The sequence below is a fragment of the Minwuia sp. IMCC3060 genome, assembly GCF_029909435.1.
GTDB lineage: Bacteria > Pseudomonadota > Alphaproteobacteria > Minwuiales > Minwuiaceae > Minwuia.
This window is the reverse complement of sequence record NZ_CP123782.1, coordinates 3869262-3895408: the sequence shown is the minus strand read 5'-3', so window position 1 is coordinate 3895408 and position 26147 is coordinate 3869262. Positions and strand designations below refer to the sequence as shown.

Annotated in this window: 27 protein-coding genes and 1 tRNA gene; 14 read left to right on the top strand and 14 right to left on the bottom strand. The window is 63.8% G+C overall.

What is annotated here, in order from left to right:
• Positions 1-61 precede the first annotated feature (61 nt).
• Positions 62-760 carry an orotate phosphoribosyltransferase gene (locus QGV54_RS18270; protein ID WP_348637673.1) on the bottom strand — a complete coding sequence of 233 codons (699 nt, stop codon included), beginning with the start codon at positions 758-760 and terminating at the stop codon, positions 62-64.
• A gap of 179 nt (positions 761-939) precedes the next feature.
• Between QGV54_RS18270 and QGV54_RS18265 the strand changes: the two genes are divergently transcribed.
• From QGV54_RS18265 to QGV54_RS18245, 5 genes are all read left to right on the top strand, one after another.
• Entirely contained in the window at positions 940-1728 is a 789-nt protein-coding gene (locus tag QGV54_RS18265; RefSeq protein WP_281019215.1) for an SDR family NAD(P)-dependent oxidoreductase, read from the top strand.
• 201 nt (positions 1729-1929) lie between these two features.
• Positions 1930-2490, top strand: a complete 561-nt coding sequence (locus QGV54_RS18260) for a tetratricopeptide repeat protein (protein WP_281019216.1) — start codon at positions 1930-1932, stop codon at positions 2488-2490.
• Positions 2491-2494: 4 nt separating this feature from the next.
• Positions 2495-3331, top strand: a complete 837-nt coding sequence (locus QGV54_RS18255) for a TauD/TfdA family dioxygenase (protein WP_281019217.1) — start codon at positions 2495-2497, stop codon at positions 3329-3331.
• Positions 3332-3486: 155 nt separating this feature from the next.
• A complete protein-coding gene (locus tag QGV54_RS18250) occupies positions 3487-4392 on the top strand; it encodes a DMT family transporter (protein WP_281019218.1) in 906 nt (301 codons plus the stop codon).
• 63 nt (positions 4393-4455) lie between these two features.
• Positions 4456-5646 carry a CoA transferase gene (locus tag QGV54_RS18245; protein ID WP_281019219.1) on the top strand — a complete coding sequence of 397 codons (1191 nt, stop codon included), beginning with the start codon at positions 4456-4458 and terminating at the stop codon, positions 5644-5646.
• Positions 5647-5671: 25 nt separating this feature from the next.
• Here QGV54_RS18245 and QGV54_RS18240 read toward each other — a convergent pair whose 3' ends face one another.
• The 3 genes from QGV54_RS18240 to ndk form a co-directional block, all read right to left on the bottom strand.
• A complete protein-coding gene (locus tag QGV54_RS18240) occupies positions 5672-6700 on the bottom strand; it encodes an LLM class flavin-dependent oxidoreductase (RefSeq protein ID WP_281019220.1) in 1029 nt (342 codons plus the stop codon).
• A 248-nt stretch (positions 6701-6948) separates the two neighbouring features.
• Positions 6949-7338: a carboxymuconolactone decarboxylase family protein gene (locus tag QGV54_RS18235; RefSeq protein ID WP_281019221.1), complete on the bottom strand. Its 390-nt coding sequence runs from the start codon at positions 7336-7338 to the stop codon at positions 6949-6951.
• Positions 7339-7463: 125 nt separating this feature from the next.
• Positions 7464-7886, bottom strand: a complete 423-nt coding sequence (gene ndk / locus QGV54_RS18230) for a nucleoside-diphosphate kinase (RefSeq protein ID WP_281019222.1) — start codon at positions 7884-7886, stop codon at positions 7464-7466.
• Between the two features lie 324 nt (positions 7887-8210).
• Here ndk and QGV54_RS18225 point away from each other — a divergent pair, with 324 nt between their 5' ends.
• Complete coding sequence (locus tag QGV54_RS18225; protein WP_281019223.1) at positions 8211-10118, top strand: ABC-F family ATP-binding cassette domain-containing protein; 1908 nt, start codon at positions 8211-8213, stop codon at positions 10116-10118.
• A 14-nt stretch (positions 10119-10132) separates the two neighbouring features.
• Positions 10133-10618 carry a GNAT family N-acetyltransferase gene (locus tag QGV54_RS18220; RefSeq protein ID WP_281019224.1) on the top strand — a complete coding sequence of 162 codons (486 nt, stop codon included), beginning with the start codon at positions 10133-10135 and terminating at the stop codon, positions 10616-10618.
• A gap of 24 nt (positions 10619-10642) precedes the next feature.
• Here the strand turns inward: QGV54_RS18220 and hspQ are convergent, their stop codons facing one another.
• Both hspQ and QGV54_RS18210 read right to left on the bottom strand, forming a co-directional pair.
• Positions 10643-10966, bottom strand: a complete 324-nt coding sequence (hspQ, locus tag QGV54_RS18215; protein WP_348637674.1) for a heat shock protein HspQ — start codon at positions 10964-10966, stop codon at positions 10643-10645.
• 370 nt (positions 10967-11336) lie between these two features.
• A complete protein-coding gene (locus tag QGV54_RS18210) occupies positions 11337-11771 on the bottom strand; it encodes an NUDIX hydrolase (protein ID WP_281019226.1) in 435 nt (144 codons plus the stop codon).
• A 132-nt stretch (positions 11772-11903) separates the two neighbouring features.
• Here QGV54_RS18210 and QGV54_RS18205 point away from each other — a divergent pair, with 132 nt between their 5' ends.
• From QGV54_RS18205 to QGV54_RS18195, 3 genes are all read left to right on the top strand, one after another.
• Positions 11904-13130: a cytochrome P450 gene (locus tag QGV54_RS18205; RefSeq protein ID WP_281019227.1), complete on the top strand. Its 1227-nt coding sequence runs from the start codon at positions 11904-11906 to the stop codon at positions 13128-13130.
• Positions 13131-13325: 195 nt separating this feature from the next.
• Positions 13326-14294, top strand: coding sequence for a transposase (locus tag QGV54_RS18200; protein ID WP_281019853.1), 969 nt, complete (start codon positions 13326-13328; stop codon positions 14292-14294).
• Positions 14291-14938, top strand: coding sequence for an MAPEG family protein (locus QGV54_RS18195; RefSeq protein ID WP_281019228.1), 648 nt, complete (start codon positions 14291-14293; stop codon positions 14936-14938). The genes QGV54_RS18200 and QGV54_RS18195 overlap by 4 nt, the downstream gene beginning before the upstream one ends.
• 313 nt (positions 14939-15251) lie before the next feature.
• On the opposite strand, the gene QGV54_RS18190 is transcribed toward QGV54_RS18195, so the two are convergent.
• The gene (locus QGV54_RS18190) at positions 15252-15815 is read right to left on the bottom strand and encodes a TetR/AcrR family transcriptional regulator (RefSeq protein WP_281019229.1); all 564 of its coding nucleotides are present in this window, start codon (positions 15813-15815) and stop codon (positions 15252-15254) included.
• Positions 15816-16001: 186 nt separating this feature from the next.
• Here QGV54_RS18190 and QGV54_RS18185 point away from each other — a divergent pair, with 186 nt between their 5' ends.
• Positions 16002-17171 carry an MFS transporter gene (locus tag QGV54_RS18185; RefSeq protein WP_281019230.1) on the top strand — a complete coding sequence of 390 codons (1170 nt, stop codon included), beginning with the start codon at positions 16002-16004 and terminating at the stop codon, positions 17169-17171.
• A 422-nt stretch (positions 17172-17593) separates the two neighbouring features.
• Here the strand turns inward: QGV54_RS18185 and QGV54_RS18180 are convergent.
• Positions 17594-17662: transfer RNA gene (locus QGV54_RS18180), tRNA-Phe, on the bottom strand.
• 199 nt (positions 17663-17861) lie between these two features.
• Here QGV54_RS18180 and QGV54_RS19855 point away from each other — a divergent pair.
• Positions 17862-18146 carry a glutathione S-transferase family protein gene (locus QGV54_RS19855; protein WP_348638795.1) on the top strand — a complete coding sequence of 95 codons (285 nt, stop codon included), beginning with the start codon at positions 17862-17864 and terminating at the stop codon, positions 18144-18146.
• A 187-nt stretch (positions 18147-18333) separates the two neighbouring features.
• On the opposite strand, the gene rho is transcribed toward QGV54_RS19855, so the two are convergent.
• The 6 genes from rho to QGV54_RS18145 all read right to left on the bottom strand — a co-directional run bounded on the left by rho (position 18334) and on the right by QGV54_RS18145 (position 23488).
• Positions 18334-19590 (bottom strand): transcription termination factor Rho, encoded by a 1257-nt coding sequence (gene rho / locus QGV54_RS18170; RefSeq protein WP_281019231.1) that lies wholly within the window; start codon positions 19588-19590, stop codon positions 18334-18336.
• Positions 19591-19835: 245 nt separating this feature from the next.
• Complete coding sequence (gene dnaQ, locus QGV54_RS18165) at positions 19836-20510, bottom strand: DNA polymerase III subunit epsilon (protein WP_281019232.1); 675 nt, start codon at positions 20508-20510, stop codon at positions 19836-19838.
• A gap of 61 nt (positions 20511-20571) precedes the next feature.
• Positions 20572-21180 carry a dephospho-CoA kinase gene (gene coaE, locus QGV54_RS18160; RefSeq protein WP_281019233.1) on the bottom strand — a complete coding sequence of 203 codons (609 nt, stop codon included), beginning with the start codon at positions 21178-21180 and terminating at the stop codon, positions 20572-20574.
• Positions 21180-22034: a shikimate dehydrogenase gene (locus tag QGV54_RS18155; protein ID WP_281019234.1), complete on the bottom strand. Its 855-nt coding sequence runs from the start codon at positions 22032-22034 to the stop codon at positions 21180-21182. The genes coaE and QGV54_RS18155 overlap by 1 nt, the downstream gene beginning before the upstream one ends.
• Positions 22035-22037: 3 nt before the next feature.
• Positions 22038-22625 carry a Maf family protein gene (locus QGV54_RS18150; protein ID WP_348638764.1) on the bottom strand — a complete coding sequence of 196 codons (588 nt, stop codon included), beginning with the start codon at positions 22623-22625 and terminating at the stop codon, positions 22038-22040.
• A gap of 41 nt (positions 22626-22666) precedes the next feature.
• Positions 22667-23488, bottom strand: coding sequence for a pyruvate, water dikinase regulatory protein (locus QGV54_RS18145; protein ID WP_281019236.1), 822 nt, complete (start codon positions 23486-23488; stop codon positions 22667-22669).
• A 442-nt stretch (positions 23489-23930) separates the two neighbouring features.
• Between QGV54_RS18145 and QGV54_RS18140 the strand changes: the two genes are divergently transcribed.
• Both QGV54_RS18140 and hemE read left to right on the top strand, forming a co-directional pair.
• Positions 23931-24998, top strand: coding sequence for a TauD/TfdA family dioxygenase (locus QGV54_RS18140; RefSeq protein ID WP_281019237.1), 1068 nt, complete (start codon positions 23931-23933; stop codon positions 24996-24998).
• 71 nt (positions 24999-25069) lie between these two features.
• The gene (hemE, locus tag QGV54_RS18135) at positions 25070-26098 is read left to right on the top strand and encodes a uroporphyrinogen decarboxylase (RefSeq protein ID WP_281019238.1); all 1029 of its coding nucleotides are present in this window, start codon (positions 25070-25072) and stop codon (positions 26096-26098) included.
• Positions 26099-26147 lie beyond the last annotated feature (49 nt).

Below are 26147 nucleotides of genomic sequence, written 5' to 3'. Positions count from 1 at the left end.
CACAATAGCTTGTGTGCGGTGCGGCGAAATGTTGCTGGCTGCGGCCTGCGGGCCACACGCCTCATTCCGGAATGTCGGAACGCCCGCCGTGTTCGCCGGACCAGGTCACCGGATCGTCCAGGAACTTCTCCACCTCGTCCAGGGTCGCGGATTCGAAGTACCCGCTCTCCCGCGCGGCAACCAGCACATCCCGCCATGTGGCCAGGTAATGCAGTTCGATCGCCGCCCGGGCGAAGTTCGCCGGGGCATGGGGGAAGATGTCGTAATAGAAGACGACGAAGGCATGATCGACATGGGCACCGGCGGCGCGGATGGCATCGCAGAAGTTGATCTTCGAGCCGCCGTCGGAGGTCAGGTCCTCCACCAGCAGCACGCGCTCGCCTTCCTGCAGATTGCCCTCGATCTGCGCCATGCGACCGAAGCCCTTGGGCTTCTTGCGCACGTACTGCATCGGCAGCATCAGCTTGTCAGCGATCCATGCGGCGTAGGGAATGCCCGCCGTCTCGCCGCCCGCGACACTGTCAAAGGCCTCGAACCCCACTTCGCGGCCCAGCATGTCGGCGGCCAGTTCGGTGATCTTCATGCGGACCCGCGGGAAGGCGATCAGCTTGCGGCAGTCGATATAGACCGGGCTGGCCCAGCCGGCGGTGAAGATGAACGGTGTCTCCGCATTGAAACGCACCGCCTCCGTCTCGATCAGCATCCGGCTGACAAGGCGCGCGGCCTCCTGTGATTCCGGATGGTTCCTGTTGACCGCCATGTGACCCAGCCCCTGATTTCCGTCGAACATGCGCGCCTTATATAGCAGTCCATCGCCTGATGGAATCGCACCGGATCTCCCGGGCCTCCGTGAAATCCGCGCCATGCGGTCGCAAGCCGATGCAAACCGCGCCGGAATGGGCTATCAAAACCGCCTGAAACACCCTGGGGAGGATTTCCATGACCTACAAACCCTTCGATCTGAGCGGCAAGGTTGCCCTCGTCACCGGCGGCAATGGCGGCATCGGCCTGGGCTTTGGCGAGGCCATCGCCATGGCGGGCGGCGATGTCTGCATCTGGGGCCGCAGCGCGGAGAAGAACGCCGAGGCGCTGGCGCGGCTGAAGGAAGTCGGCGACGGCGGTACCTACACGTCCTTCCTCTGCGATGTCAGCAACGAGGCAGAGGTCGACAGGCGCTTCGCCGAGACGCTGGAGGCGCATGGCCGGGTCGACGGCTGCTTCGCCAATGCCGGCATGTCGGCGCGCGGCACCTCCTTCACCGACATGACGCTGGATGAATGGCACAAGGTCATGTCGGTCAATCTCGACGGCGCCTTCCTGACCTTCCGCGCCGCCGCCCGGCACATGGTGGAGCGCGCGAAGAACGGTGACCCCTTCGGGCGTCTGGTCGGCACCGCGTCCCTGGCCGCGATCTCCGGCCCCGCCCGCAACGAGCACTATGCCGCGTCCAAGGGCGGCCTGATCTCCATGACCAACGCCATGGCCATCGAGTTCGCGCGCTATGGCATCACCGCCAACTCCATCCTGCCCGGCTGGATCGAGACCGAGATGACCGAAAGCGCCTTCGCCGATCCGCGTTTCCACGGCAATGTCATGCCGCGCATGCCGATGCGCCGCTGGGGCAAGCCGGAGGATTTCGGCGGTGTCGCGGTCTATCTGATGAGCGAGGCCTCCAGCTTCCACACCGCACAGAGCTTCCTGATCGACGGCGGATACTGGGTCTTCTAGGGCGGGAAACTGCTTGCCGACCGTGCGGCGCTGAAGTCTTTGCTTTGTGGGCCGTTCCTCCCCTCTCCCCCTCCCGACCACCCACGCGAGTATCCTGATGGGTGGTCGGGAGGGGGAGAGGGGTGGCACGGTCCACAGATGATACGGGCTTGTGAACCGACGGGTCTTCTGATCGGGGGCGGATCGTGGCAAAATATCTTCATGTTCCGAATTCAGAGCCTGCTCACCTGCCTGATCATCGCTTTCGGCCTCGCCCTGGGGGCGGGGGTGAAGGCCGATCAGCGCGATCCGGTGCTGGACAGTCTGTTTGCCGATCTTCAGGCCGCACAGGGCAAGTCGGCGATGCTGGTGCAGAACCGGATCTGGGAGGTCTGGTTCGAGTCCGGCAGCGACATGGTGGACCTGCTGCTTGTGGATTCCCGCGAAGCCATGCAGATGGGTCTCTATGGCCAGGCGGAGGAACAGCTTGATGCCGCGGTCGAACTGGCGCCGGAGTTCGCGGAGGGCTGGAACCGCCGGGCCACCCTGCGGTTCATGCGCAAGAACTACGTCGGCTCCATCGAGGATATCCAGAAGGTGCTGGATCTGGAGCCGCGCCATTTCGGTGCCCTTTCCGGCCTGGGCATGATCTATGATCGGATCGAACAGCCGGAGGCGGCGCTGCAGGCCTTCCGCGAGGCCCTGCTGATCAACCCGCACATGGCGGAGGTCCGCAAGCGTGCCGAGGAAATCGAGAAGGCACTGAAGGACAGGGAAATCTGAACCAATGAGTGAACCCCTTGTGGTCCGGCGGGTTGCCGGAGCCCTCGGCGCGGAAATTTCCGGCGTCGACCTTTCGCGCGACCTCGCCACCGACACCATCGCGGCGTTGCGACAGGCCCTGCTGGATCATCTGGTGATCTTCCTGCGGGACCAGCCGATCGAACCGGCGCGCTTTCTGGCCTTTGCCAGGGCCTTCGGCGACCCGGTCGAATATCCCTTCGTGAAGGGGCTGGACGCATTCCCGCAGATCATCGAGGTGGCGAAGCTGGAGGGGGAGACCACCAACTTCGGCGGCATCTGGCATTCCGACACGGTCTATCTGGACGAACCTCCGATGGGCAGCATGCTGCTCGCCCGCGAGATCCCGCCCCAGGGCGGCGACACCCTGTTCGCCAACCAGTATCTGGCCTACGAGGCGCTCAGTCCGACCTTCCAGGGTCTGTTGGACGGGCTGACGGCCATTCACAGCTCCGCCAAGGCAGATGTTTCAAAGACGCGGGAGGACCGCATCAGGTCCGGCGGCACGGCGGAGGCGGGCAAGGATTACCTGTCCTGCCATCCGGCAGTCCGGACCCATCCCGAAACCGGTCGCAAGGCGCTGTTCGTCAATGTCGCCCACACGGTGCGTTTCGACGGCATGACGGAGGCCGAGAGCAAGCCGATCCTGGACTATCTGTTCCAGCACCAGATCCGGCCCGAATTCACCTGCCGCTTCACCTGGTCGCCCGGGGCCATCGCCTTCTGGGACAACCGCTGCGCCCAGCACAATCCGGTCAACGACTATCACGGCTACCGCCGCATCATGCATCGCATCACCCTGGCCGGAGACCGCCCGGCCTGAGGGGTCCGAGGCGACGGTGGCGGCCGGGCCGGCGCGGGTGATCGCTGAACCGGGTGTTTCAGTGGGGGCCAGCCCTGCGCTGTTGCCCCTTCTGCCCTGCGCCGTTTCGGACTAATACATCTGTCTGAACTGCCTCCCCCTTCAGGAACATCAGCTTGAACCAGTCCAATACCCTTGCCGGTGCCGGCTTCATGTTGTTCTCGACACTGTGCTTCAGTGTCATGCACGCCATGATCCAGTACCTGGGCAACACCGGAATGCACGGGTTCGAGATCGCATTCTTCCGCAATTTCTTCGGCTTCTTCGCCCTGCTGCCGATCCTGATGCGGCACGGGCTGGCACCGTTCCGCACCACGCGGCTGCCGCTGCACGGGCTGCGCGCTGTCGTGAATTCGGTGGCGATGCTGCTGTTCTTCTATGGCATCACCACCGGGATCGCGCTGGGGCTGGTGCAGGCGCTGACCTTCACGGCACCCCTGTTCGTCTCCGTGCTGGCCGTGCTGTTCCTGGGGGAGCGGTTCCGGGTGCACCGCACCACCGCCCTGGTCATCGGCTTCGTCGGCGCCCTGATCATCCTGCGCCCGGGCGTGGCCGAAATCCCCACCGGCGCGATCTACATTCTCTGCTCCGCCATGGTCTGGGGCGTGGCCATGATCATCATCAAGCGTCTGACAGCCACGGATTCCGCCGTCACGGTGGCGCTCTACATGGTGCTGATGATGGGGCCGATCTCCGGCATCGCCGCCGCCTTCGTCTGGACCTGGCCGACGCCGGAGCAATGGCCGTGGCTTGTCGCCATCGGCATTGTCGGTACCGTCGCACAGCTCAGCTTCACCCAGGCCTTCCGGCTGGCCGATGCCACGGCCGTGCTGCCGTTCGATTTCGGCAAGCTGATCTTCTCCGCCCTGCTGGGCTATTTCCTGTTCGCACAGGTGCTGGACATCTGGGTCTGGGTCGGCGGCGCCCTGATCTTCTTCGGCGGCTTCTACATCACCTGGCGGGAGCGCAAGGTGAAGGGGGTCGTCGAGACCGTACAACCGGACCCGGCCCGGCCTGCCTGAGGGTGGGGCCGGATAGAGGCCCGAGACAGAACAAGCAATGATCCGCACGCGGGGGGAAGAACCATGAACACCGAACAGACGCCCGACTACGCCACACCGTTCCGGGGCCTGAAGGTCCTGGACCTGTCGCAGGGGGTCGCGGCCCCGCACTGCGGCATGCTGCTGGCGCTCTATGGAGCGGAGGTGGTGAAGGTGGAGCCCTTTGCCGGGGACTGGATCCGCCCCATCGGCGTGCACAGGGGGGAGCACTCGGCCCACAGCGTCTACTACAGCCGCGGCAAGCGCTCCATCGCGCTGGACCTGAAGCACGCCGACGGGCTGGCCATCGTGCACAGGCTGGCGGCGGAGGCCGATGTGATGCTGGAGAGCTTTCGCCCCGGAGTCGCCGACCGGCTGGGCGTCGGCTATGCCGCGATGCGGGACCTGAACCCCGGCCTGCTCTATGCCTCGATCTCCGGTTTCGGCCAGACCGGCCCCTTTCGGGAGCGCGCCTGCACCGACACCGTGGCGCAGGCCTTCTCCGGCCTGATGAGCCTGAACACCGCGCCGGACGGCTCCCCGGTGAAGGTCGGCGCGGTCATCATCGACACGCTGACCGGGCTGTTCGCCTATCAGGCCGTGGCCACCGCGATCTACGCCCGCCGCAACGGCGGCGCGGGACGGCATCTGGACATCAGCCTGATGGGCGGTGCCGCCGCGCTGCTGGCCCCGAAGGTGCTGGAGGCCGCGATCGCCGGGGAGACGCCGAAGGCCTTCAACCCGCCCGCCGGCAACTATCAGACGTCGGACGGCTGGATCGCCGTCACCCTGGTGCGCGATGCCGAGTTCCCGATCATCTGCGACGCCGTCGGCCTGCCGGAGATCGGCGCCGACCCGCGCCTGAAGACCTTCGCCGAACGGGGACAGCATCTGGACGTCATCCGTGACAGCTTCCTGCCCCGCTTCCGGGAGAAGACCTCCGCCGAATGGCTGGAGATCCTGAAGGCCCGCAACATCCTCTGCGATCCCGTGATGGACCTGCCCGGCTGGCTGGCCCACCCGCATGTGCAGGCCACCGATACCGCCCCGGTCGCCGACCAGCCCGGCTTCGGCCCAAGCCCCCTGGTCCGCGTCCCCGGCGCCCCGCAGTCCCCCGCCGACATCTCCGACGCCCCGGAGATCGGCGAACAGGGCGCGGAGATCCTGGCAGGGCTGGGCTACGGCGAGGCGGAGATCGCGGCGCTGGCGGAAGCGGGAGCGGTGAAGCTGCCCTGACGCCAGTCCGCCATCCTGTCACCCCTTACCGGAACGCCGGCATCACTTCCTTCGCGAACAGGCGGAGCGACTGTTCCAGGGCGTCCGTCGGGATGCCGGGGAGTTGCATGCGGAGCACGATCTCGGTGGGGGCGAGGCGGTCGATGAGTTCCTGGATGTCGCGGCGCATGACCTCCGGGTCGCCAACCATGTAGCGGGAGGCGAAGTTCTGGAACTTCACGGCGGAGGCTTCGGTCACCAGATCGCCATTGTCGTTGCGCAGGCCGCGCTCCCCCTCCGCCGACTTGCGGGCATAGAGGCTGAACATCTGCTCCAGCGCCGGACCGGCCAGCCGTTCGGCCTCGGCGACCGTCGGCGCAACGAAGGCCTCCCGGATCACGGGACGCTCCTCCGGCACATAGCCGACTTCCGCCGCCACCTGTTCATAGCGCGCGAAATGCTCCACCAGTTCCCCCAGCGCATGACGCGGGGAGGCCGTGACCGGCACCCGGCGGCGGGCGGCGCGGGCCAGCAGTTTCGGACCCGAAACGCCGTACCAGATCGGCAGTTCCCGCTGCACCGGGGTCGGCATCAGGGCCACCGGCGGGACCTGGAACAGCTTGCCGTCGAAGCCGACATCCGACGGATTGGCCCAGCCCTGCTGCAGGAAGTCGATGATCTCCTCATGCAGGCGGAACCGGTCCTCGTAGGTGACCCCATAGGCGGAGAATTCCTCCGACACATAGCCCGGCGAGGTGCCCAGCGTGACCCGCCCGCCGGAGAGATTGTCCAGCGTCAGCAGATCCTCCAGCAGGCGCAGCGGCTGGCATAGGGTGACCACCATGATGTTGGTGGCCAGCCGCATCCGTGTCGTCAGACCGGCGGCCTTGGCCAGCACCAGCAGCGGGTTGGGCGCCCAGCCGTTGTTCTGGAAATGATGCTCGGTGGTGTGGAAGGCGTGAAAGCCGAGCTGTTCCGCCAGCGGCAGCAGCCGGTCCATCTCCCGGAAGGTCTCCAGGTGACTCATCGGCCCGCCCGGCTCCACCACGAAGCTGTACATCAGCGAGAATTTCATGGCGATCCCTCCAGCGTGGCGTCTGATCAGACGATCATGGCAGAGGGAGCGGGGCGGGGTAAGACGGCAGCTTGCGCGTCAGACGCCAAAAGCGGGTGCGCAGGCGCACGGTGGGAGGGTTCAGTGGGGCACAAACAGGATTGTCTGTGGGCCGGACCTCCCCTCTCCCCCTCCCGACCACCCACGGGATTATCCTTATGGGTGGTCGGGAGGGGGAGAGGGGAGGTCCGGTCAACAAATAAGACGCCTCAACCCTCGAACTGCGGGTCCACGGGGACGCGCAGGCCGACGGCGAGGGCGTTGGTGCGGGAGGCCATGGCGACGATGCGGCGCATCTCGTTCAGCATGTCCGGTGTCGCGCCCTTGGCCGCGGCGACGGCGGAGTGGCTGGCGACGCAATAGTCGCAGCCGTTGGCGATGGAGACGGCGACGTAGATCAGCTCCTTCACCTCCGGGCTGAGCGCACCATCGGCCATCACATCGCGCAGCGTGTCCCAGACGGAGCGCAGCTCCACCGGGTCATGCGCCAGGTATTTCCAGAAGTTGTTGACGTCCTGGACGCCACGGGCGGCCATGATCTCGTCGAACACGGCGCGGACCTCAGCATTGGCGTCCGCATATTCGATGGGTTTGACCATGGTTGCCTCCCGGCTGATCTGTCGACCGTTCCGCCCCTCTCCCCCTCCCGACCACCCAATAGGATAATCCCGTGGGTGGTCGGGAGGGGGAGAGGGGCGGAACGGTCAGTCAGACAAACGCCTCATCAGCCAACGATGTCGAGGGCCGAGAAGAAGTAGGCGATCTCGATGGCGGCGTTCTCCGGGCTGTCGGAGCCGTGCGCGGAGTTGGCCTCGATGGACTCGGCGAATTCCTTGCGGATGGTACCGGCGTCGGCATTCTCCGGGTTGGTTGCGCCCATGACTTCGCGGTACTTCGCAATGGCATTCTCGCCTTCCAGAACCTGCACGACGACGGGGCCGGAGGTCATGAATTCGCACAGCGAACCGAAGAACGGACGCTCGGCATGGACGGCGTAGAAGCCTTCCGCCTGGGCGCGGGTGAGCTGCATGCGGCGCTGGGCGACGATGCGCAGGCCGGCATCCTCGATCAGGGCATTGATCTTGCCGGTCAGGTTGCGGCGGGTCGCGTCGGGCTTGATGATCGAGAAGGTGCGTTCCAGAGCCATTGTGCTGGTCCTTGCGTCTGATGGGTGAAGGCGCAGGACGCGCCGTTCCGAAGATTCGCCGCTGCATAGCTTGGCCCCGGGGATACTGCAACCATCCTGCAGGGTCCCCCTGTGACACCCATTGTCGCGGAGCGCCTTGCACAGCAGGCCTGAGCCCTTATAACGCGAGGCACTATCGGTGGAGTCCGGCTGTGGACCGTTCCACACCTCTTCCCCTCCCGGCCCCCCACGCAAGTATCCTGAAATGGGTGGCCGGGAGGGGAAGAGGGGTGGAACGGCCCGCGAGCGACTCCCACACACACACCCGATCCCGAGAGCCCCTTCATGCTGATCCTGGACGACATCACCATCCGTATTGCCGGGCGCACCCTGCTGCAGAATGCCAGCGTGCGGCTGCCCACCGGGCATCGGGTCGGGCTGGTCGGACCCAACGGCACCGGCAAGACCACCCTGCTGCGCGCGATACTGGGGGAGATCGGGCTGGAAGGTGGCGCGATCGAGGTGCCGCGCGGGTCGCGCATCGGGGCTGTGGCGCAGGAGGCACCGGGCGGCAACCTGCCGGCCATCGATGCGGTGCTGGCCGCCGATACCGAGCGCCATACCCTGCTGCAGGAAGCGGAAACGGCAACGGACGGTCACCGGATCGCGGAGATCCAGACCCGGCTGGCCGACATCGGTGCCTATGCCGCCCCGGCCAAGGCAGCAACGATCCTGGCCGGTCTCGGCATCCTGGAGGATCGCCAGAACCTGCCCTGCAATTCCTTCTCCGGCGGCTGGCGGATGCGTGTCGCGCTGGCGGCAGCCCTGTTCTCGGAGCCGGAAATCCTGCTGCTGGACGAACCGACGAACCATCTGGATCTGGAGGCGGCGCTGTGGCTGGAGGGGTTCCTGGCGAGCTATCCCCACACCATCGTCATCGTCAGCCATGACCGTGACCTGCTGAACCGCGCCGTCACCGACATCCTGCACCTGGACGATCAGAAGCTGACCCTCTATCCCGGCGGCTATGACACCTTCGAGGAACGCCGCCGCATGGCGCAGCGCCATCAGGTGGCGCTGGCCAACCGCCAGTCGGCGGAGCGCGAGCGCATCCAGGCCTTCGTCGACCGCTTCCGCTACAAGGCCTCCAAGGCGCGGCAGGCACAGAGCCGCCTGAAGATGCTGGCCAAGATGCAGCCGGTGGCCGCCATGATGGAGAACCGCGCACCGCGTTTTCCCTTCGCGGAACCGACGAAACTGTCGCCGCCGGTGGTGCATATGGACGGGGCCGCGGTCGGCTATGAGCCCGGCAAGCCCGTACTGCGCCGTCTGGGTCTCAGGATCGACGAGGATGACCGCATCGGTCTGCTGGGGGCCAATGGCAACGGCAAGTCCACCCTGTCGAAGCTGATCGCCGGACGGCTGCAGGCGGAATCGGGAGAGGTGCGCCGGTCGTCGAAACTGAAGATCGGCTTCTTCGCCCAGCATCAGATCGAGGATCTGTCGCCCGACCGCTCCGCCCTGGCGCACATGCGCGACGTGCGGCCCCACGACCCCGAGCAGCGGCTGCGCACCCGGCTGGACAGCTTCGGGCTGGACGCCAAGCGGGTGGATACCCCGGCGGGGGAACTCTCGGGCGGCGAGAAGTCCCGGCTGGCGCTTTGCCTGATGGCGCAGAGCGAACCGCACATGCTGATCCTCGACGAGCCGACCAACCATCTGGATATCGACAGCCGGGAGGCGCTGGTCCAGTCGCTGAACGACTTTCCCGGCGCGGTGATCCTGGTCAGCCATGACGCGCATCTGGTGGAGGCGGTGGCCGACCGGCTCTGGCTGGTGGATGGCGGCACCGTCACCGCGTTCGACGGCGACATGAGCGACTATCGCCGCAAGGCGCTGGGCGACGCGGCGGAGGAGCGGAAATCCCGCAAGGGGACCGAGGCCGCCCCGACCGAATCCAAGTCGGACCGCAAGGAAGCCCGCAAGGCCGCGGCGGACGCCCGCAAGCGGCTGGTGCCCTATCGCAAGGCGGTCAAGGCGGCGGAGCAGGAGATGGAGAAGATCTCCGCCATGCTGGCCCGCGTCGAGGTGCGGCTGCGCGATCCGGAAATCTATGCCGGACCGCAGGAAGAGGTCGCCCGCCTGACCCGCGCCAAGGCCGATGGCGAACGTGCCCTGGCCAATGCCGAAGCCGCCTGGATGATGGCGGAGGAAGCACTGGAACAGGCGCAGCAGGAAGCCGACGCGGCCTGAGAGAGGTGAGGCAGATGGCTGACATCAGCCTGACCCGACTTTCCGACATCGACGAAGATGCCATCATCGACCTGATGAACGACCCGGCGGTGGGGCGGCACATGCCCCTGCTGGCTGCCGGGTTCTCGGCGCCGGACTGCCGGGCCTTCCGTGCCGCGAAGCAGGCCATGTGGGATCGTCACGGGTTCGGCCCCCACGCCATCCTGATCGACGGCCGGTTCGCGGGCTGGGGCGGGTTGCAGCCGCAGGACGGGGAAGCGGACTTCGCGCTGGTGCTGCACCCGGATCACTGGGGCGCGGGCCTGCGCATCTTCCGGCTGTTTCGTGACGCGGCCTTCGGATCCATGGGTCTCGACAGCATCACCGCCCTGCTGCCCCCGGACCGGTCGAACCGGAGAGCGATCCTGCGCCTGGGCTTCGTCGAGGAAGGGTTGGTCGCGATCGACGGCGCAGCCTTCGTCCGCTTCCGGCTGCATGGCCGCAGCCCGGGAAGGCGCTGACCCGGCGGTGCTGGCCGCGTCGGTTCAGTTGGCGCGGGAGCTGAAGGGGACGTAGCGTCCGTCTTCAATGCTGTCGAAGAACTCGTTCACCTGCGGATGTTCCACCGGGTCGCCGGATTCATCCCAGAGCAGGTTCTGTTCCGAGACATAGGCGATGTAGGTGGTCTCGTCGTTCTCCGCCAGCAGATGATAGAACGGCTGGTCCTTGCGCGGCCGCACGTCGGCCGGAATGGATTCCCACCATTCCTCCGTATTGTTGAACTGGGGATCAACGTCGTAGATCACGCCCCGGAACGGAAAGAGGCGGTGACGCACGATGTCGCCAATCCTGAACTTCGCCTCGGGCAACTGGATCAAGTGAACGCTCCGCCATCTGTGCTGGTTGGTTTCGGCCATCATTGATGCGAATTTCAGGCCATCAGGTCAATGCCGGAGATGGGCGGCGCACACGAAAACGCCGCCGGGGAGGGACCGGCGGCGTCCTGTTCGTCTCAGGCGGAGGAGTGCGTCTTTCCTGTAATGCCTGTGTGTCTGATAGATGGGGTGTTGGTCCCGGAACCCAAGTGACACGGATCACAACCGGGTTCCCGGTGGGTGGCACCGGTCTGTCGATCGACCGGACCTCCCCTCTCCCCCTCCCGACCACCCATTCAGGATACTCCCGTGGGTGGTCGGGAGGGGGAGAGGGGTGGTGCGGCCCACAAACATCTCGACGCACTCAGCGCGTCAGACCTCCTCCGGCCCGCAGATCCTGCGCCATGGCAATGATTCGGCTGGTCTCCGGCCAGAGATTCAGCGTTGCCACGTCGCTCAGCGGCATGAAGCAGGCCGCCATGGCGTCACTGGCCGCGACCGCCTCGCCGGCCTGCCATTCGCCCCACATGTCGATCAGGGTGTAGTGATAGATCAGTGACCCGTCCTCATGGCGGCTGATCCCGTCCACCACGTCGATCAGTCCGGCGATGCGGCAAGTGACGCCGGTTTCCTCCAGCACCTCCCGCATGGCCCCTTCCGCCACCGTCTCGCCGAGCTCCTGACGCCCGCCCGGAATCGCCCATTCGCCCTTGCGTGGCGCCTTGCCGCGCCGGATCATCAACACCTCGTTACCGCGAAAGATCACGGCGCCGATACCGATTTCGGGTTTCTTCATCATGCCCGCCCGTTGCCTCCGTCCCGCGCCAGGCCGCGCGCCCTGCCGTTCCTGTACTGGCACAAACGGCGGAATTTCGGTAGAGCTTGGTGAGGCAGGCAGCCGGGGAGGGTTGCCAGGCCGGGGAGGACCATCATGAGCATCATCTTCGATCCAAACGCACCCGAGTCCATCGTCGATCCCTATCCGGGGCTTGCCGGCCTGCGGGCGCAGGAACCACTGCACTGGAGCCCGGTCAGCCGGGCCTGGTACATCACCCGCTACGGCGACGTCCGGGACGGGTTCCGCGACAAGCGCATGTCGGCGGACCGCATCCGCCCCTTTGTCGAGGCAATGCGCAACGGCCCGGACGGGGAGGAGATCGGCTTTCTCGGCGATCACATCGGCCATTGGGCCGTGTTCAACGATCCGCCGCGCCACGGCCATCTGCGCGGCCTGATGAACAAGGCCTTCACCAGCCGCCGGGTCGAGAGCCTGCGCGGACAGGTGGCGGAGATGGTGGAGGGGCTGATCGCCGACTGGAAGGACGGGGAGGAAATCGACTTCCACCAGGCCTTCGCCTATCCCCTGCCCGCGACCGTGATCGCGCTGTTGCTCGGCGTGCCGCAACCGGATGTGGAGCACCTGAAACGCTGGTCCGACGCCCTGGCGCAGTTCGTCCTGACGTCGAAGACCAACCCGGACAAGTACAAGGTCGCGGCGGCGGCGCTGGCGGAGATGAACAGCTATTTCGAGGGCTTCCTGGACGACCGCCGCGCCAACCCCGGTGAGCTGGTGACCGACGGCATGATCGACGCCAGCGATGAAGGCGACCGGCTGACGGCGGACGAACTGGTGGCCAGTTGCATCCTGCTGCTGTTCGCCGGGCATGAAACCACGACACAGTTGCTGGCCAACGGGCTGCATTCCCTGCTGCACCATCCCGACCAGTTGGCCGATTTCCGCGCCAATGGCGGCGATATCGGCTTCACCCGCAACGCTGTGGAGGAACTGCTGCGCTTCGACGGGCCCAGCCTGACATCCCCGCGCATCGCTGCAGAGGACGTGGAACTGCACGGCCAGACGATCCGCAAGGGACAGCGGATCTGGCTGTGGAACTGCGCCGCCAATCGCGACGAGACCGTTTTCCCTGATCCCGACCGGCTGGACCTGCGCCGCAGCAACGCCGATCGGCATGTCACCTTCGGCTTCGGCATCCACTTCTGCATCGGGGCGCCGCTGGCAAAGCTGGAAGCGGAAGTCGCCTTCCCCATCCTGCTGAACCGCTTCAGCCGGATCGAGGCGGTGAAACCGGTACAGACCTGGTCGGATTCCTACGTCTCGCGCGGCATGACCACCTTCCCCGTGCGGGTCTGGCGCTGAGGGGACTTGTTCGCTGACCGTGCCACCCCTCTCGGGAATTGTTTGCGGTCCCCGGCCACCCCTCTCCCCCTCCCGACCACCCACGGGATTATCCTTATCCCGCATTCCCCAGATGGATGCCATTTCCACCGCCGTCTGAAGCGTGATAACCTCGCCTCTACAATAGGTTAAACGTGATTGGGGGCGGATTTGGCGGTGGACGCGACGGGTGAAGCGGGATCGGGGCCTCTGCGGCTGCAATTTGACCGCTCGGTGAAGGTGGGGTTTCGGAGTTCCTCTATCAGTTCCGACGGCGGGCTGCTGCTCCATCGCGAACTTGATGACGCCCTCGGTCTGACCGTCCTGGCGGCGGAGTTGGTCGCCGATCCACGCACAGGCAGAAACGGGCGGCATCGCCTCGACGGCCTCCTGCGCCAGTCCGTCTTCTCTCGACTCGCCGGGTACGAGGACGTCAACGATGCCGACCGGCTTTGCCGCGATCCAGTGATGCGCCAGCTTGTCGGTGGGCGGGCGGTCAAGCGCGGTGCGGCGTCGGCCAGCGCCATGGGCCGGTTCGAGACGGAGATGCTGACGCGGCCGGAGAACCTCGCCAGCCTGGTCGACTTGCCGGGGCGCTGGATCGACGCGGTGCATGAACGGCGGCCACTGAAGAGCATCACCCTCGACATGGACAGTTCCGAAAGCCCTGCGCATGGCGATCAGGAAGGCGCTGTCTGGAACGGCCACTTCCAGAAGAAGTGCCTGCACCCGCTGTTTGTGTTCAACCAGTTCGGCGATCTGGAGCGGTGCGCTCTGAGGCCGGGCAATGTCCACAGCGCCGATGGCTGGGAAGATGTGCTCAAGCCTGTGCTGGTGCGATATTCGGCGGAGGCGCGGCTCTCTTGCATGCGTTTCGCGGCCAACGCCGTCAGGCTGCAGCTTCACGCGCTGGCCTACAACCTCGCCAACTTCCTGCGCACGCTGGCGACACCCGATGAGATTGGAGCTTGGTCTCTGACCTCGCTGCGCGAGAGACTGATCAAGACCGGCGCCCGTCTCGTGAGCCACGCCCGCTATGCCGTGTTCCAGTTTGCCGAGGCGGCGCTGCCTCGGGCAACTTTTGCGGGCATCCTCTGCCTGATCAACGGCCTGCGCGACCCGCCGGTCGCAACGGTGTCAGTATGATCGGCGGCGACCTCAGAACCGCAAGTCGCTTCGGTGGCGGCGGGATAGGTATGCCCGAAACCGGGCGGAACGAAGCCTCAAGCGATTGGATCGACCTGCTCAGCCGCTCTTCGCGGCCGGCACGCCGCATCCCACGAGGGCCAGAGGAGAAAATTGCTTGGAAAGTTGCATTCAGTGGCCTTACCGTAGCGGAAGGCAAACCATATGGGGAATGTCGGTTAACAATAGCAAAGACCTACCGTTTGGAGGACGAACATATGCAAGACTTTGTGCTCTATCTGGCAATTTACGGGTTGATTGTCGTTATTGTAATCTTGGCCCAAGTCTTGGTAGCGGCCCAGCAGGTCGGGCTATCGACGCTTGCCGGCAATCGAGAAAATCTCGTTCTGACAGGCCTTGCTGGGCGAATGGAACGCGCCGCGAATAACTCGCTGCTTGCGCTCGCTTTGGTAGCACCTGCAGTTTTGATGACCCACCTGTCCGATGCCGCCAACAATTTGGCTGATCAACTGATGCTGACGTTTCTGCTCGCTCGAATTGCATATGTTGCACTCTACGCGCTCGGGATCGTTTGGTTCCGAACCGCTGCTTGGGTAACGGCCTTCGTATGCACCGCTCTGCTCTATGTGGGCTTGGTTCTTTGACTTGTCGAGAAGTTGTGGCGCCTCACTCTCTTAATGAAATCCAATAATTAAACCAACAGATTATTCGCATGGAGACTGGAGCCACTCCACTTACTTAATTTGATTGATACGATGAAGTCAATGAATGTCAGTGCTACCCCTATAAAGGGGTAGTACGCATTTTTAATAAAATTCCAAATATTTTCAGACAGCCTGAGATGTAATTTCTATTTGTGAACGAAACCGTCATTCTTCGCCCGCGCACCAATGGCAAGTTCGCCAGACTGGTTCGAGAAATCAATACAGCTATGGCCGAGAATAGGGGTGCCATTTTTCAGGAAAATACTGACAGGGCAAGTTTGAAGACATGCTCTAATTCATCCTGAGCCGCGCCCTGTTTCTGTAGCTCCATCGCACTAGCGATCTGAGCATCAATATAAAGGGCTGCCGTCCTTGAGGGTATGTTTGAGGCGAACTGTCCTTTTGACTTCGCCCTTTCGATCCACTGTTCAAGGCCACACAAGGTCTGTTCCCGGAACTTGTCGGCACTTTGCCGCGCGAGCATTCCAAGATCATCTTTGCTGCGGCACATTGTAACCTGAAGGCAGCCATCCGGCAAACCGTGCGCCTTGTGGTCCAAAAGGACGAAATCAGTGAGCGCTTGCAAGGCTTGACCAAAGGGAACATCATCCGTGAGAACATCTACCAATGGCGCCAGGATGGTCGCCTGATATGCTATCAGGGCGGCCTGTTTCAGCCCATCTTCGTTACCGAACTCCCGATAAATGCCAGGCTTGGACACACCAGCGCGGCGGCTAATCTCGTTTATCGAAACGCCCGTCGGCCCATCTGCCCAATAGCTTTCCACCGCGATTTTAAGCACATGATCCCGGCTCATGGTTTTCGGGCGCCCGCGGGCGGGTTTGTTTCCTTTTGTGTTCATAAATAAATACCCGTTAGTATTTTAAGCTTGCATGGGCATTAAAATACGCTATAGTATAAAATTAGCAACAACGTGCAGCGACTTTCGGCAAGAGAAAACTAGACTTCAGCATGCGCGTAGCGATCGAAGGGATCAAAAACTATGGGACGTGCTTGGCCAATTCTCATCCTGCTCGGGTTCTGTCAGTTCTGCGCAAGCTGGGGCTCGCTTGCCATTATCGCGGTACAGGTTGAGATGCGATCCGGCCTGGGGGTATCGGCAGAGGATGTCGCCGCGCTGGTATGGGCCTTTTCATTCTCGCTTGCGGTTGGGGCCTTGGTCGCGCAGGTTCTGATCGGCCATTGGGAGCGCCGCGCAGTGCTATTTGTCTCACTTGTCTTGCTAGGTTGCGGCGGCATGGCACTTGGATTTGCGCAAAACTGGGAGCAGGCAATGGCAGCTCGGGTAGCTATGGCCCTAGGTGCCGCTTCAGTGATGCCCACGGCCTCAGTCATTGCGGCATCACTGGTGACAGAGGCGCAGCGCCCGGCCGCTATGTCTGTGGTTTTTGGCGGGCTCACAACATCATTAGTGGTGGCCCTGCCAATCTCCAGTGCTGTGGCCGAGGCAGCTGGCTGGCGCGCTGCCTGGTTCGTGGCAGGAGGTGCAGCTTTTGTTGCCGCATTTGGCGTGGTGATTGGCGTTTCTGGTGGCGTACGCGGCACTCGAGCCTCATTTACGGCTATGCTTGCGGTCCTGGCTGACCGTGCCACATCACTGACCATCGCCACCACGCTTTTGTTGATCTGCGGCGGCTTCATCACCTACGCAATGATCGCATTCTGGCTTATCGAGGTGGGGGAGGCACCACGCACAGCGCTGACAACGGCCCTATTGGCAGCCGGTATCGCTTCAGTGATTGGCAATGCCTTTTCCTCCCATTTGGTGCGTTTGCTTGGGCGCGATGGTACAATCCTTGGTGGCCTCGCTTTCACGGCAGTTTGTTTTCAGATCCTCTGGGCGGCACCCCACTTCTACTGGCTGTCATACCCGGCGTTTATTTTCTTTGGTGTCGGCTGGGCCCTTTGCTTGGCTCCGTTGCAGGCGCGGCTGATGGAGACAGCGGGCGCACGTGCCCAACTGGCCCTAGCTCTCAACGCATCTGCGTTTTTCGGAGGTCAGGGGCTGGGCGCAGCGGGCGGTGGCGCTGTTTACGAAGCTTATGGCCCGGTTGCTTTGCCAATTGCCTCGGTTGCTGTGCTTGCGTTAGCAACACTCCTGTTCTTCATATCTAAGCAGATAAATCCGCCTTCCAAGGCGAAGACTACGTGAAAGCGGGCATTTGTTCTGAATGAAGTGGAGCGCCAGGCAAGATACCAGCTATTAGCTGCATCTAGATCCGTAGAAAATTTGGGCTTTAAGCTGATCTTAGCCGCATCGGCGGCGAATACCCGCTATGTGCCAAAAGTCGTCAATCAACTTATAAATGTCCACAATCCTGTCCGCCCAAAACTCCGCCAACACAGTGTTTGAACCACAAACTGCGAACACAGTGTTGGTAACATAGCGGGCAACACAGTGTTCCAAGTTTTTGCGACAACACAGCACAGAGCAGCTTCACAGTGTCCAACAGAGCGAGTCCGCAGTCAAAATAGTCAGCAACACGGCAAAAAGTGTGTTTAACGTGTGTTTTTGAATTACACAACTTTAGCGCGCATTGCGCTCGGCTAAGCCATCGATTTTATTGTTAAAAGTGGTGCCCAGGGGCGGAATCGAACCACCGACACGAGGATTTTCAATCCGCTGGGCCGCATCCCTGCTCTGATCCTCGACGATGGCGAGACCATCGTGGAAAGCAGCACGATCATCGACTGTCTCGACGATCTCGCGGGTCCGGAGCGGGCGCTGACACCGCCTTCGGGAGCGGAACGGCGCAGGGTGCTGAACCTTCTGGCCGTTGCGTCCGGTGCCACCGACAAGCTGGTCTCATCCCTCTACGAACATCACCTGCGTCCGCCGGAAATGGTGCATCGGCCCTGGGCGAAGATGTGCGACCGGCAGACCGTGGACGGCTTCCGGTGGCTGGAGCAGCAGTTGCAGGGGGACTGGTTCATGGGGAACCGCATGACCCAGGCAGACCTGACAGTCGCCGTGTTCTGGCAGTTCGGGGTCGAGAAGCGCCCCAACTTCTTTGCCCGCATGGACTGCCCGAAACTGACCGCCCTCTCGGACCGGCTGGCCGCAACTGAACCTTTCCAGGCAACCCCGCAGGGCGAAGGTCTGCCCAAGGGTATCGCTCTGGGATAGGGCAACACGGGCCTGAACCCCTTCCCCCTGGACGGGGGAAGGCCGGGATGGGGGTGAATCAGCGAAGCCGAACCGCCATGATCTCACCGCGGTGCAACAGCCTTCGGCTCCACCCCCCATCGACCGCTACGCGGCCACTTCCCCCGCAAGGGGGGAAGCAAGAGAAGACCGGAACCGGACGTTACCGTCAGGTGTTCATGGAATCGAAGAAATCCGCGTTGTTCTTGCTGTCCTTCAGCTTCGACAGCAGGAATTCCATCGCATCGGTGGTGCCCATGGGGGCGAGGATGCGGCGCAGGACCCACATCTTTGTCAGGGCCGCCTTGTCCACCAGCAGCTCTTCCTTGCGGGTGCCGGACTTGGTGATGTCGATGGCGGGGAAGGTGCGCTTGTCGGCCAGCTTGCGGTCCAGGATCAGCTCCGAGTTGCCGGTGCCCTTGAACTCCTCGAAGATGACCTCGTCCATGCGGCTGCCGGTATCGATCAGCGCCGTGGCGACGATGGTCAGGGAGCCGCCTTCCTCGATGTTGCGGGCGGCACCGAAGAAACGCTTCGGGCGCTGCAGGGCGTTGGCATCGACACCACCGGTCAGCACCTTGCCCGAGGACGGCACCACGGTGTTGTAGGCACGGGCCAGGCGGGTGATGGAATCCAGCAGGATGACCACGTCACGCTTGTGCTCGACCAGGCGCTTGGCCTTTTCGATGACCATCTCGGCGACCTGCACATGGCGCTGCGCCGGTTCGTCGAAGGTGGAGCTGACCACCTCACCGTTCACCGACCGCTGCATGTCGGTCACTTCCTCCGGCCGCTCGTCGATCAGCAGCACGATCAGGTAGCAGTCGGGGTGATTGGCGGAGATGGCATGGGCGATGTTCTGCAGCAGCACCGTCTTGCCGGTACGCGGCGGCGCGACGATCAGACCGCGCTGGCCCTTGCCGATGGGGGCAACCAGGTCGATGACGCGGGAGGAACGATCCTTCTTGGTCGGATCATCATGCTCCATGTGCAGCCGCTCGTCCGGGTAGAGCGGGGTCAGATTGTCGAAGGCAACCTTGTGGCGGGCGGCTTCCAGATCCTCGAAATTGATCAGGGAGACCTTCATCAGCGCGAAATAGCGCTCCCCGTCCTTCGGCGCGCGGATCTCGCCCTCGACCGTGTCACCGGTGCGCAGCGAGAAACGGCGGATCTGCGTAGGGCTGACATAGATGTCGTCGGAACCGGGCAGGTAATTGGCCTCCGGCGAGCGGAGGAAGCCGAAACCGTCGGAAAGGATCTCCAGCACGCCCACACCGGTGATTTCCTCACCGTCCTCGGCAAGCTGTTTCAGGATCGCGAACAGCATGTCCTGCTTGCGCATGGTGGACGCGTTCTCGATCTCCAGCTCTTCGGCCATGGAGAGCAGTTCCGTGGGAGTCTTGGCCTTCAGTACACCTAGATTCATTGCAACCATCAAATCTGGAAGGGGTCAGGGTCCGGGACCGCATTCGGGCCCGGTATCTGTTCATCAGCGGATGTCGGAAGTCCGGGATCGCCTGGCAAAGGGCCGGCGCGTGTCGGGTTCCGGAAAGGGATGGTGTCACGGCAGGGCCGTAACTGCCTTTTCCATACACCGTTCGGGCAGGGCTGCAAACGGAAAATGACGCGGGCGAGGCCCTTGCGCGGGCCGTTCCGGCGCGGACAGCGGTCTCAGCGCTGCCAGATCGGCTCCTTGACCGCCGCATGCAGAAAGGCCCGGTGCGCTTCCTCCTCCGCCGGCGGCAGGGGCGGGTGAGGCCGCGGTTCCCGTGCAATGCGGCGCACGGTGCCGCCCTCGCTGTCGGAACCCGAAGAGCCGAAGGTCAGCCCGGCCTGGGTGGCGCTGACCAGGTGATAATAGACGTCGGCGAGCAGGCGGGAGTCGATCAGCGCCCCATGCAGGTTACGCGACGAGGTATCGACGTCGAAGCGGCGACAGAGGGCGTCGAGGCTGGCGGGGGAGCCGGGGAACTTCCTGCGCGCAATGGCCAGCGTGTCGATGGCCTGGTCCATCGGCAGCACCTTGTGCCCGGCGGCCTTCAGTTCCCAGTTCAGGAACTTCATGTCGAAGGCCGCATTGTGGATGACCAGCGGATCATCACCGATGAAGCGGATGAAACCCTCAGCAATGTCGGCAAAGACCGGCTTGTCCTGCAGCATCTCGTCGGAGATGCCGTGCACCTTGAATGCGCCCTCGTCCATCATCCGTTCGGGATTGATGTACTGGTGGTAGGTCGCGCCGCTCCAGACCCGGTCGATCAGTTCCAGACAGCCGATCTCGACGATGCGGTGACCGTCCTTCGGATCCAGTCCCGTGGTTTCCGTATCCAGAACGATCTCACGCATCAGGGGACCCCATCATCTGGTGTTCAACAGCGCGGAACCTACCATATCGGCGCGACTTCTGTCAGCCCTGCGCAGCCAGCTTCGCACGCATCTCAGCCACCAGCGCCCGGACCTGCGCCTCCGTTTCCGCCAGGCTGACGCTGGTGTCGACCACGTGGTCGGCACGGGCGCGCTTCTCCGCATCCGGTGTCTGGCGGGCCAGGATCGCCTCGAACTTGGCCACTGACATGCCCGGTCGTGCCAGCACCCGCTCGCGCTGCTGTTCGGCAGAGGCGCTGACGACCACAACCGCATCCACCTTCTTCTCGCCGCCGGTCTCGAACAGCAGCGGTACATCGACCACGACAATGTCGGCGCCATCGGCATCCGCCTGCGCCCGGAAGGCCGCCCGGTGTTCGCCCACCAGCGGGTGCACGATCTTCTCCAGGTCACGGATGGCGGCATCGTTGCCCACGACCTCCGCGCTCAGCCGCTCGCGATCAACGGCACCGTCCACGACCGCATCGGGAAAGCGCGCCCGCACCGGCTCCACCGCCGGGCCGCCCTTCGCGTAGATCTCGTGCACCGCCGCATCGGCATCCCACACGGGCACCCCGGCCGCGCGAAACATTTCCGCCGTCGCGGATTTCCCCATGCCGATGGACCCGGTCAGAGCCACAACATATGCCATCACTTCCCCCCCAGAACATGCGCCCGCAGGCTGTCCGTCACCGCGACGTCACGCCCGAAGAAGGCGCGGAACGCCGGTACGGCCTGATGCAACAGCATGCCCAGCCCGTCAACCGTTCTCAGACCCCGCTGACGCGCAGACCGCAACAAGGGGGTTTCCAGCGGCACATAGACGATATCATGCACCCAGGCTGTCTCCGCCAGACCGGCCAGATCCACATCAAGTACGCCCTTGCCCGCCATACCAAGGCTGGTGGTATTGCCGAGCAATACAATGTCATCAGGCAGTTTTTTCAGACAGTTGAAGGGCAAGACCGCAATTCGGTCATCAGCCATACTCTCGGCCAGGGCATACCCGGTGGCCTCGGTCCGGTTGGTCAGATAGATTCGCGGGCAACCGGCCACCAGCAGGGCATGGACAGCGGCACGCGCGGCCCCGCCGGCCCCGATCACCAGCCCCGGACCTACTTTCGGATCCACTCCGGCCTGCTGCAGGTTGGCCATGAAGCCATAGGCATCCGTGTTGCGTCCCAGGATCCGCCCGTCGGGCTGAAACACCAGCGTGTTCACCGCACCGATGGCCCGGGCGGCATCATCCACATCATCCGCCAGCCGCAGCGCCGCCAGCTTGTGCGGCACCGTCACATTGGCGCCCCGGAACCCCGCGGCGGCCAGCCCATGTACTGCCGTCCCGAAATTCTCGGGCGTCACAGGCAGACCGAGGTAGGTTCCCGCAATTCCCTGCTCCCGCAACCAGAACCCGTGCAGGCGCGGCGACAGGCTGTGTGCCACAGGCCAGCCAAGCACTGCCGCGACGGCTTCCGGCACGGTCGTCCGCATGTGATCGTCAGACATGTCTCATTCCGTCTCCCCGCCTCCCCCGCGCCATGCGATACCGGCCTGGCGCAGTGCCGCCAGCACGGGCAGCAGAGGCAGGCCCAGGATCGAGGACCAGTCGCCTGTCATGCGCTGAAACAGGTGTATCCCCTCCGCCTCGATCCTGTAACCGCCAACCGACGACATGACCGCATCCGGTGCGTTTGATACATAGAGGGCCTGTTCGTCCGCCGACAGGGGCCGCATTTCCATTTCGCACCGGTCGGAGTAGGACCACATGACCGAGCCCGCACGCATCAGGATGACGCCATTGATCAGAAAATGAACCCGGCCACTCAGCAGTGTAATATGGGATTTCAACCCCTCCCGCCCTACTGGTTTGTCCAGCAGGCTGTCCCCTGCCACCAGAACCTGATCCGCCGCCAGGACAAGCTGTTCCGGATGCAGAGTATTGATCACATTCGCTTTTTCGCGTGCAAGGGCCCGGGCGATCAGGTCCGGCGACTGGCCCTCCCGCTGCGCGGCCACCTTGATCGAGGCCTCGTCAACATCCGCCGGGATGACCTGGAACGCAAGCCCCGTTCCGGCGAGCAGGCGGCGCCGGGTCATACTTCCCGACGCCAGAACAAGCCCGGTAGGTCCCGTTGAAGTCATACCGCCTGTTCTTTCATGCGGCGGTGATACAGCGACAGGATCGCCGCGGCGGATTCCTCGATCGACTTGCGGGTCACATCGATCGTGGGCCAGCGATTGCGCGCAAAGACACGCTTGGCCTCCGCCAGTTCATCGGCGACGACCTCCGGGTCGGAATAGTCGCTGTCACCGGATTCCCGCAGGCTGAGCAGGCGGTTGCGCCGGATCTGGCTCAACCGTTCGGAGGATGTGGTCAGGCCCACGACCAGGGGCTTGCGCAGTTTCAGCAGCTGCTCGGGCAGGGGAACGGACGGCACGAAGGGGACATTGGCCGCCTTCAGCCCGCGATTTGCCAGGTACATGCAGGTCGGGGTCTTCGATGTGCGGGAAACGCCGACCAGGACAACGTCCGCACGATCCAGATCCTCCACATGCTGGCCGTCGTCATGGATCAGGGTGAAGTGCATCGCCTCGATCCGGTCGAAATATTCGTTGTTCATCTCGTGCTGGATGCCGGGACGGCCGCGCGTTTCCCCGCCGAGGAAGCTGCCCAGCGCCGTCATGACCGGGTCCAGCGCCGCCACACTGCGCACGCCAAGCCGACGGCAGGCCTCTTCCAGCAACAGGCGCAGGTCGGGATCGACCACGGTGAAGATCACGATGCCCGGGGATTCCTGGATGCTGCGAATCACCAGCTCCATCTGCGCCCGGTTGCGGATCATCGGCCAGAGGTGTTTCACCGCATTGGCATCGGCAAACTGCACCAGCGCGGCATTGAGGATTCCGGTCAGGGTCTCACCTGTGGAATCGGAGACCAGATGCAGGTGAAAGCTGTTCATGGTGCTGGCGTCCGTTGCTGGAATAGGGGCGGGAGGGGCGATCTGCCGTCCGCCGGATCAGATGATCCACAGGGGAATGTACAGTCGGGGGGAATCGGATGCGAGGGAAGAGAAGGGCAGTTTCGCAAACGCACCGCCTGTTTGCCCCCACAGGAAACGGGCAACGGGTCAGGGAAGCAGTGGACGGGGTGAACAACGGGTGAAACCATGAAGGTTCCCGACCGGCCTGTGGACATCTGCTGACAACGGCCGGGAATCCGGGAGCCGGCATTCCGGGCAATACGGGGATGAAACCGAAGATCCGGCAACAGCCTGTGCGCAACCGCGGGAGACAAAACAATCCCCGCTATCCAGCGACCAGCTACAACCTCCAGATTCTTATCTATAAGATAAGAGTAAGAGAGAGGACCCTGTGCGTGGATTCCATCACCGAGAGAAGACCATGAACGAGACAGCGACCCTGGCCCTGCCGGAACCGATCACGGGCGCATCCGCCTGGCGTGGCGCGGACCTGCAACCGCATCCCGAAAGCTGGATCGATCTGCTGGACAAGCCCTTCATCACGGCACTTTCGGAGAGGGTCGATGATTTTCTGGCAAGCGGAAAGCCACTGGCAGGGATGGAGCGGAGTGATCTGGACCACCCGGTGCTGACCGCCAGGACCAGTGACTGGTGCGACACCCTTTTGTCTGGAAGGGGGTTCGTGCTGGCGCGGGGACTGCCGATCCATGACTGGGACATGCAGAAGACAGCGGCGGTGTGGTACGGGCTTGGCCTGCTGATGGGCGTGCCCCGCAGTCAGAATGCGCAGGGGCACCTGCTGGGTCACGTCAGGGACCTGGGGCTGTCGACGGACGATCCGAAGGTCAGGATCTACCAGACCACGGAGCGTCAGACGTTCCATACGGATTCCTGTGACGTGGTGGGGCTGCTCTGTCTCAGGACATCCAGGACAGGCGGAGAGTCGGCGATCGTCAGCTCGATGCAGATCTACAATGAAATGCACCGGGACTGCCCGGAACTGCTTCGGGCCTTGTTCAGCAGCTTTCCGACCGACCGGCGGGGCGAGATTCCCCCGGGCAAGAAGGCCTGGTTCGACATTCCCGTGTTCAATCATCACGCAGGCTATCTGTCGGTGATCTATGCCCGGCGCTACATCACCTCCTCCGCCCGGCTGGAGGGGCCGCGCCGCCTTTTGGACCTGGAGGTCGCGGCGCTGGACCGCTTCGACGCGCTTGCCAATGATCCGGCGATGCATCTGAAGATGGAGTTCCGGCCCGGCGACATCCAGTTCGTGCACAATCACACCATCCTGCACGATCGGCTGGCCTATGAGGACTGGCCGGAGCCGGAGCGCAAGCGGCACCTGTTGCGGCTCTGGCTGGCAATTCCGGGGGCACGTCCCTTGCCAGATGTCTATGCGGAGCGCTATGGCTCCACCATGATCGGCGACCGGGGCGGAATCCTGGTTGACGGAACACGGCTGACGGTGCCTCTGGAACCTGTCTGAGCGGGTTGGCGGCTTTTTCGGCGGACCGTGCTGGCCGGGGTCAGCAACAAGCATCACCACCAGGAGATCTGATGACTGAGAAGCGGTTTCTTGCGGCACTGAACGGCAAACCCGTTGATCGGCCGCCCTTCTGGTTCATGCGCCAGGCCGGACGCTATCTGCCGGAATACCGGGCCACGCGGGCGGAGGCCGGGGACTTTCTGGACCTGTGCTATCGGCCGGATCTGGCTGAGGAAGTCACCCTGCAGCCGATCCGGCGCTTCGGCATGGATGCGGCGATCCTGTTCGCGGACATCCTGCTGCTGCCCCAGGCGCTGGGCCAGCATCTGGAGTTCAGGGTCGGTGAGGGTCCGGTGCTGGAACCGATCCGACGGACGGCGGACATTCCCGCCCTGGACATGGACCGCCTGCACGAGGGCCTGGGACCGGTCTATGAGACCGTCAGCCGTCTCAGCCGCTCCCTGCCTGCCGAGACCGCGCTGATCGGCTTTGCCGGTGCGCCCTGGACTGTCGCAACCTACATGGTGGAGGGATCGGGCAGCCGCGATCATCCGACCATCAAGCAATGGGCCTTCAGCGACCCGGAGGGGTTCGGGAAGCTGATGGATCTGCTGGTGCAGGGCACGGCGGCCTATCTGAAGGCGCAGATCGCGGCCGGGGCGGAGGCCGTGCAGCTTTTCGATACCTGGGCGGGTGCCTTGCCGCATGCATACCTGGAACCGCTGGTGTTCCAGCCGCTGCAGCAGATCGCGGCACTGATCCATGCCGACTATCCGGATATTCCGGTGATCGGCTTTCCGCGGGGTGTCGGTACCTCGCTGGCCCACGCGGCGCGGATTCCGGGGATCGCCGGACTGAGCGTGGACTGGAGCATGGACCCGCAATGGGTTGCGGCCAACGTGCAGCCGCACCGGGTGGTGCAGGGCAACCTGGACCCGCGTCTGGTGATGGTCGGCGGCGAGCCGATGCGCCAGGCCACCCGGCACATCCTGGACTGCTTCGGTCACCGCAACTTCATCTTCAACCTGGGCCACGGGTTCGTGCCGGAAACACCGCCGGAACATGTGGCCGAGCTGTCGGAGATGCTGAAGGCAGTCTGAGGGCGACCCATCGACTGACCGTTCCATTGGGATCATCGGAGCCAGACGG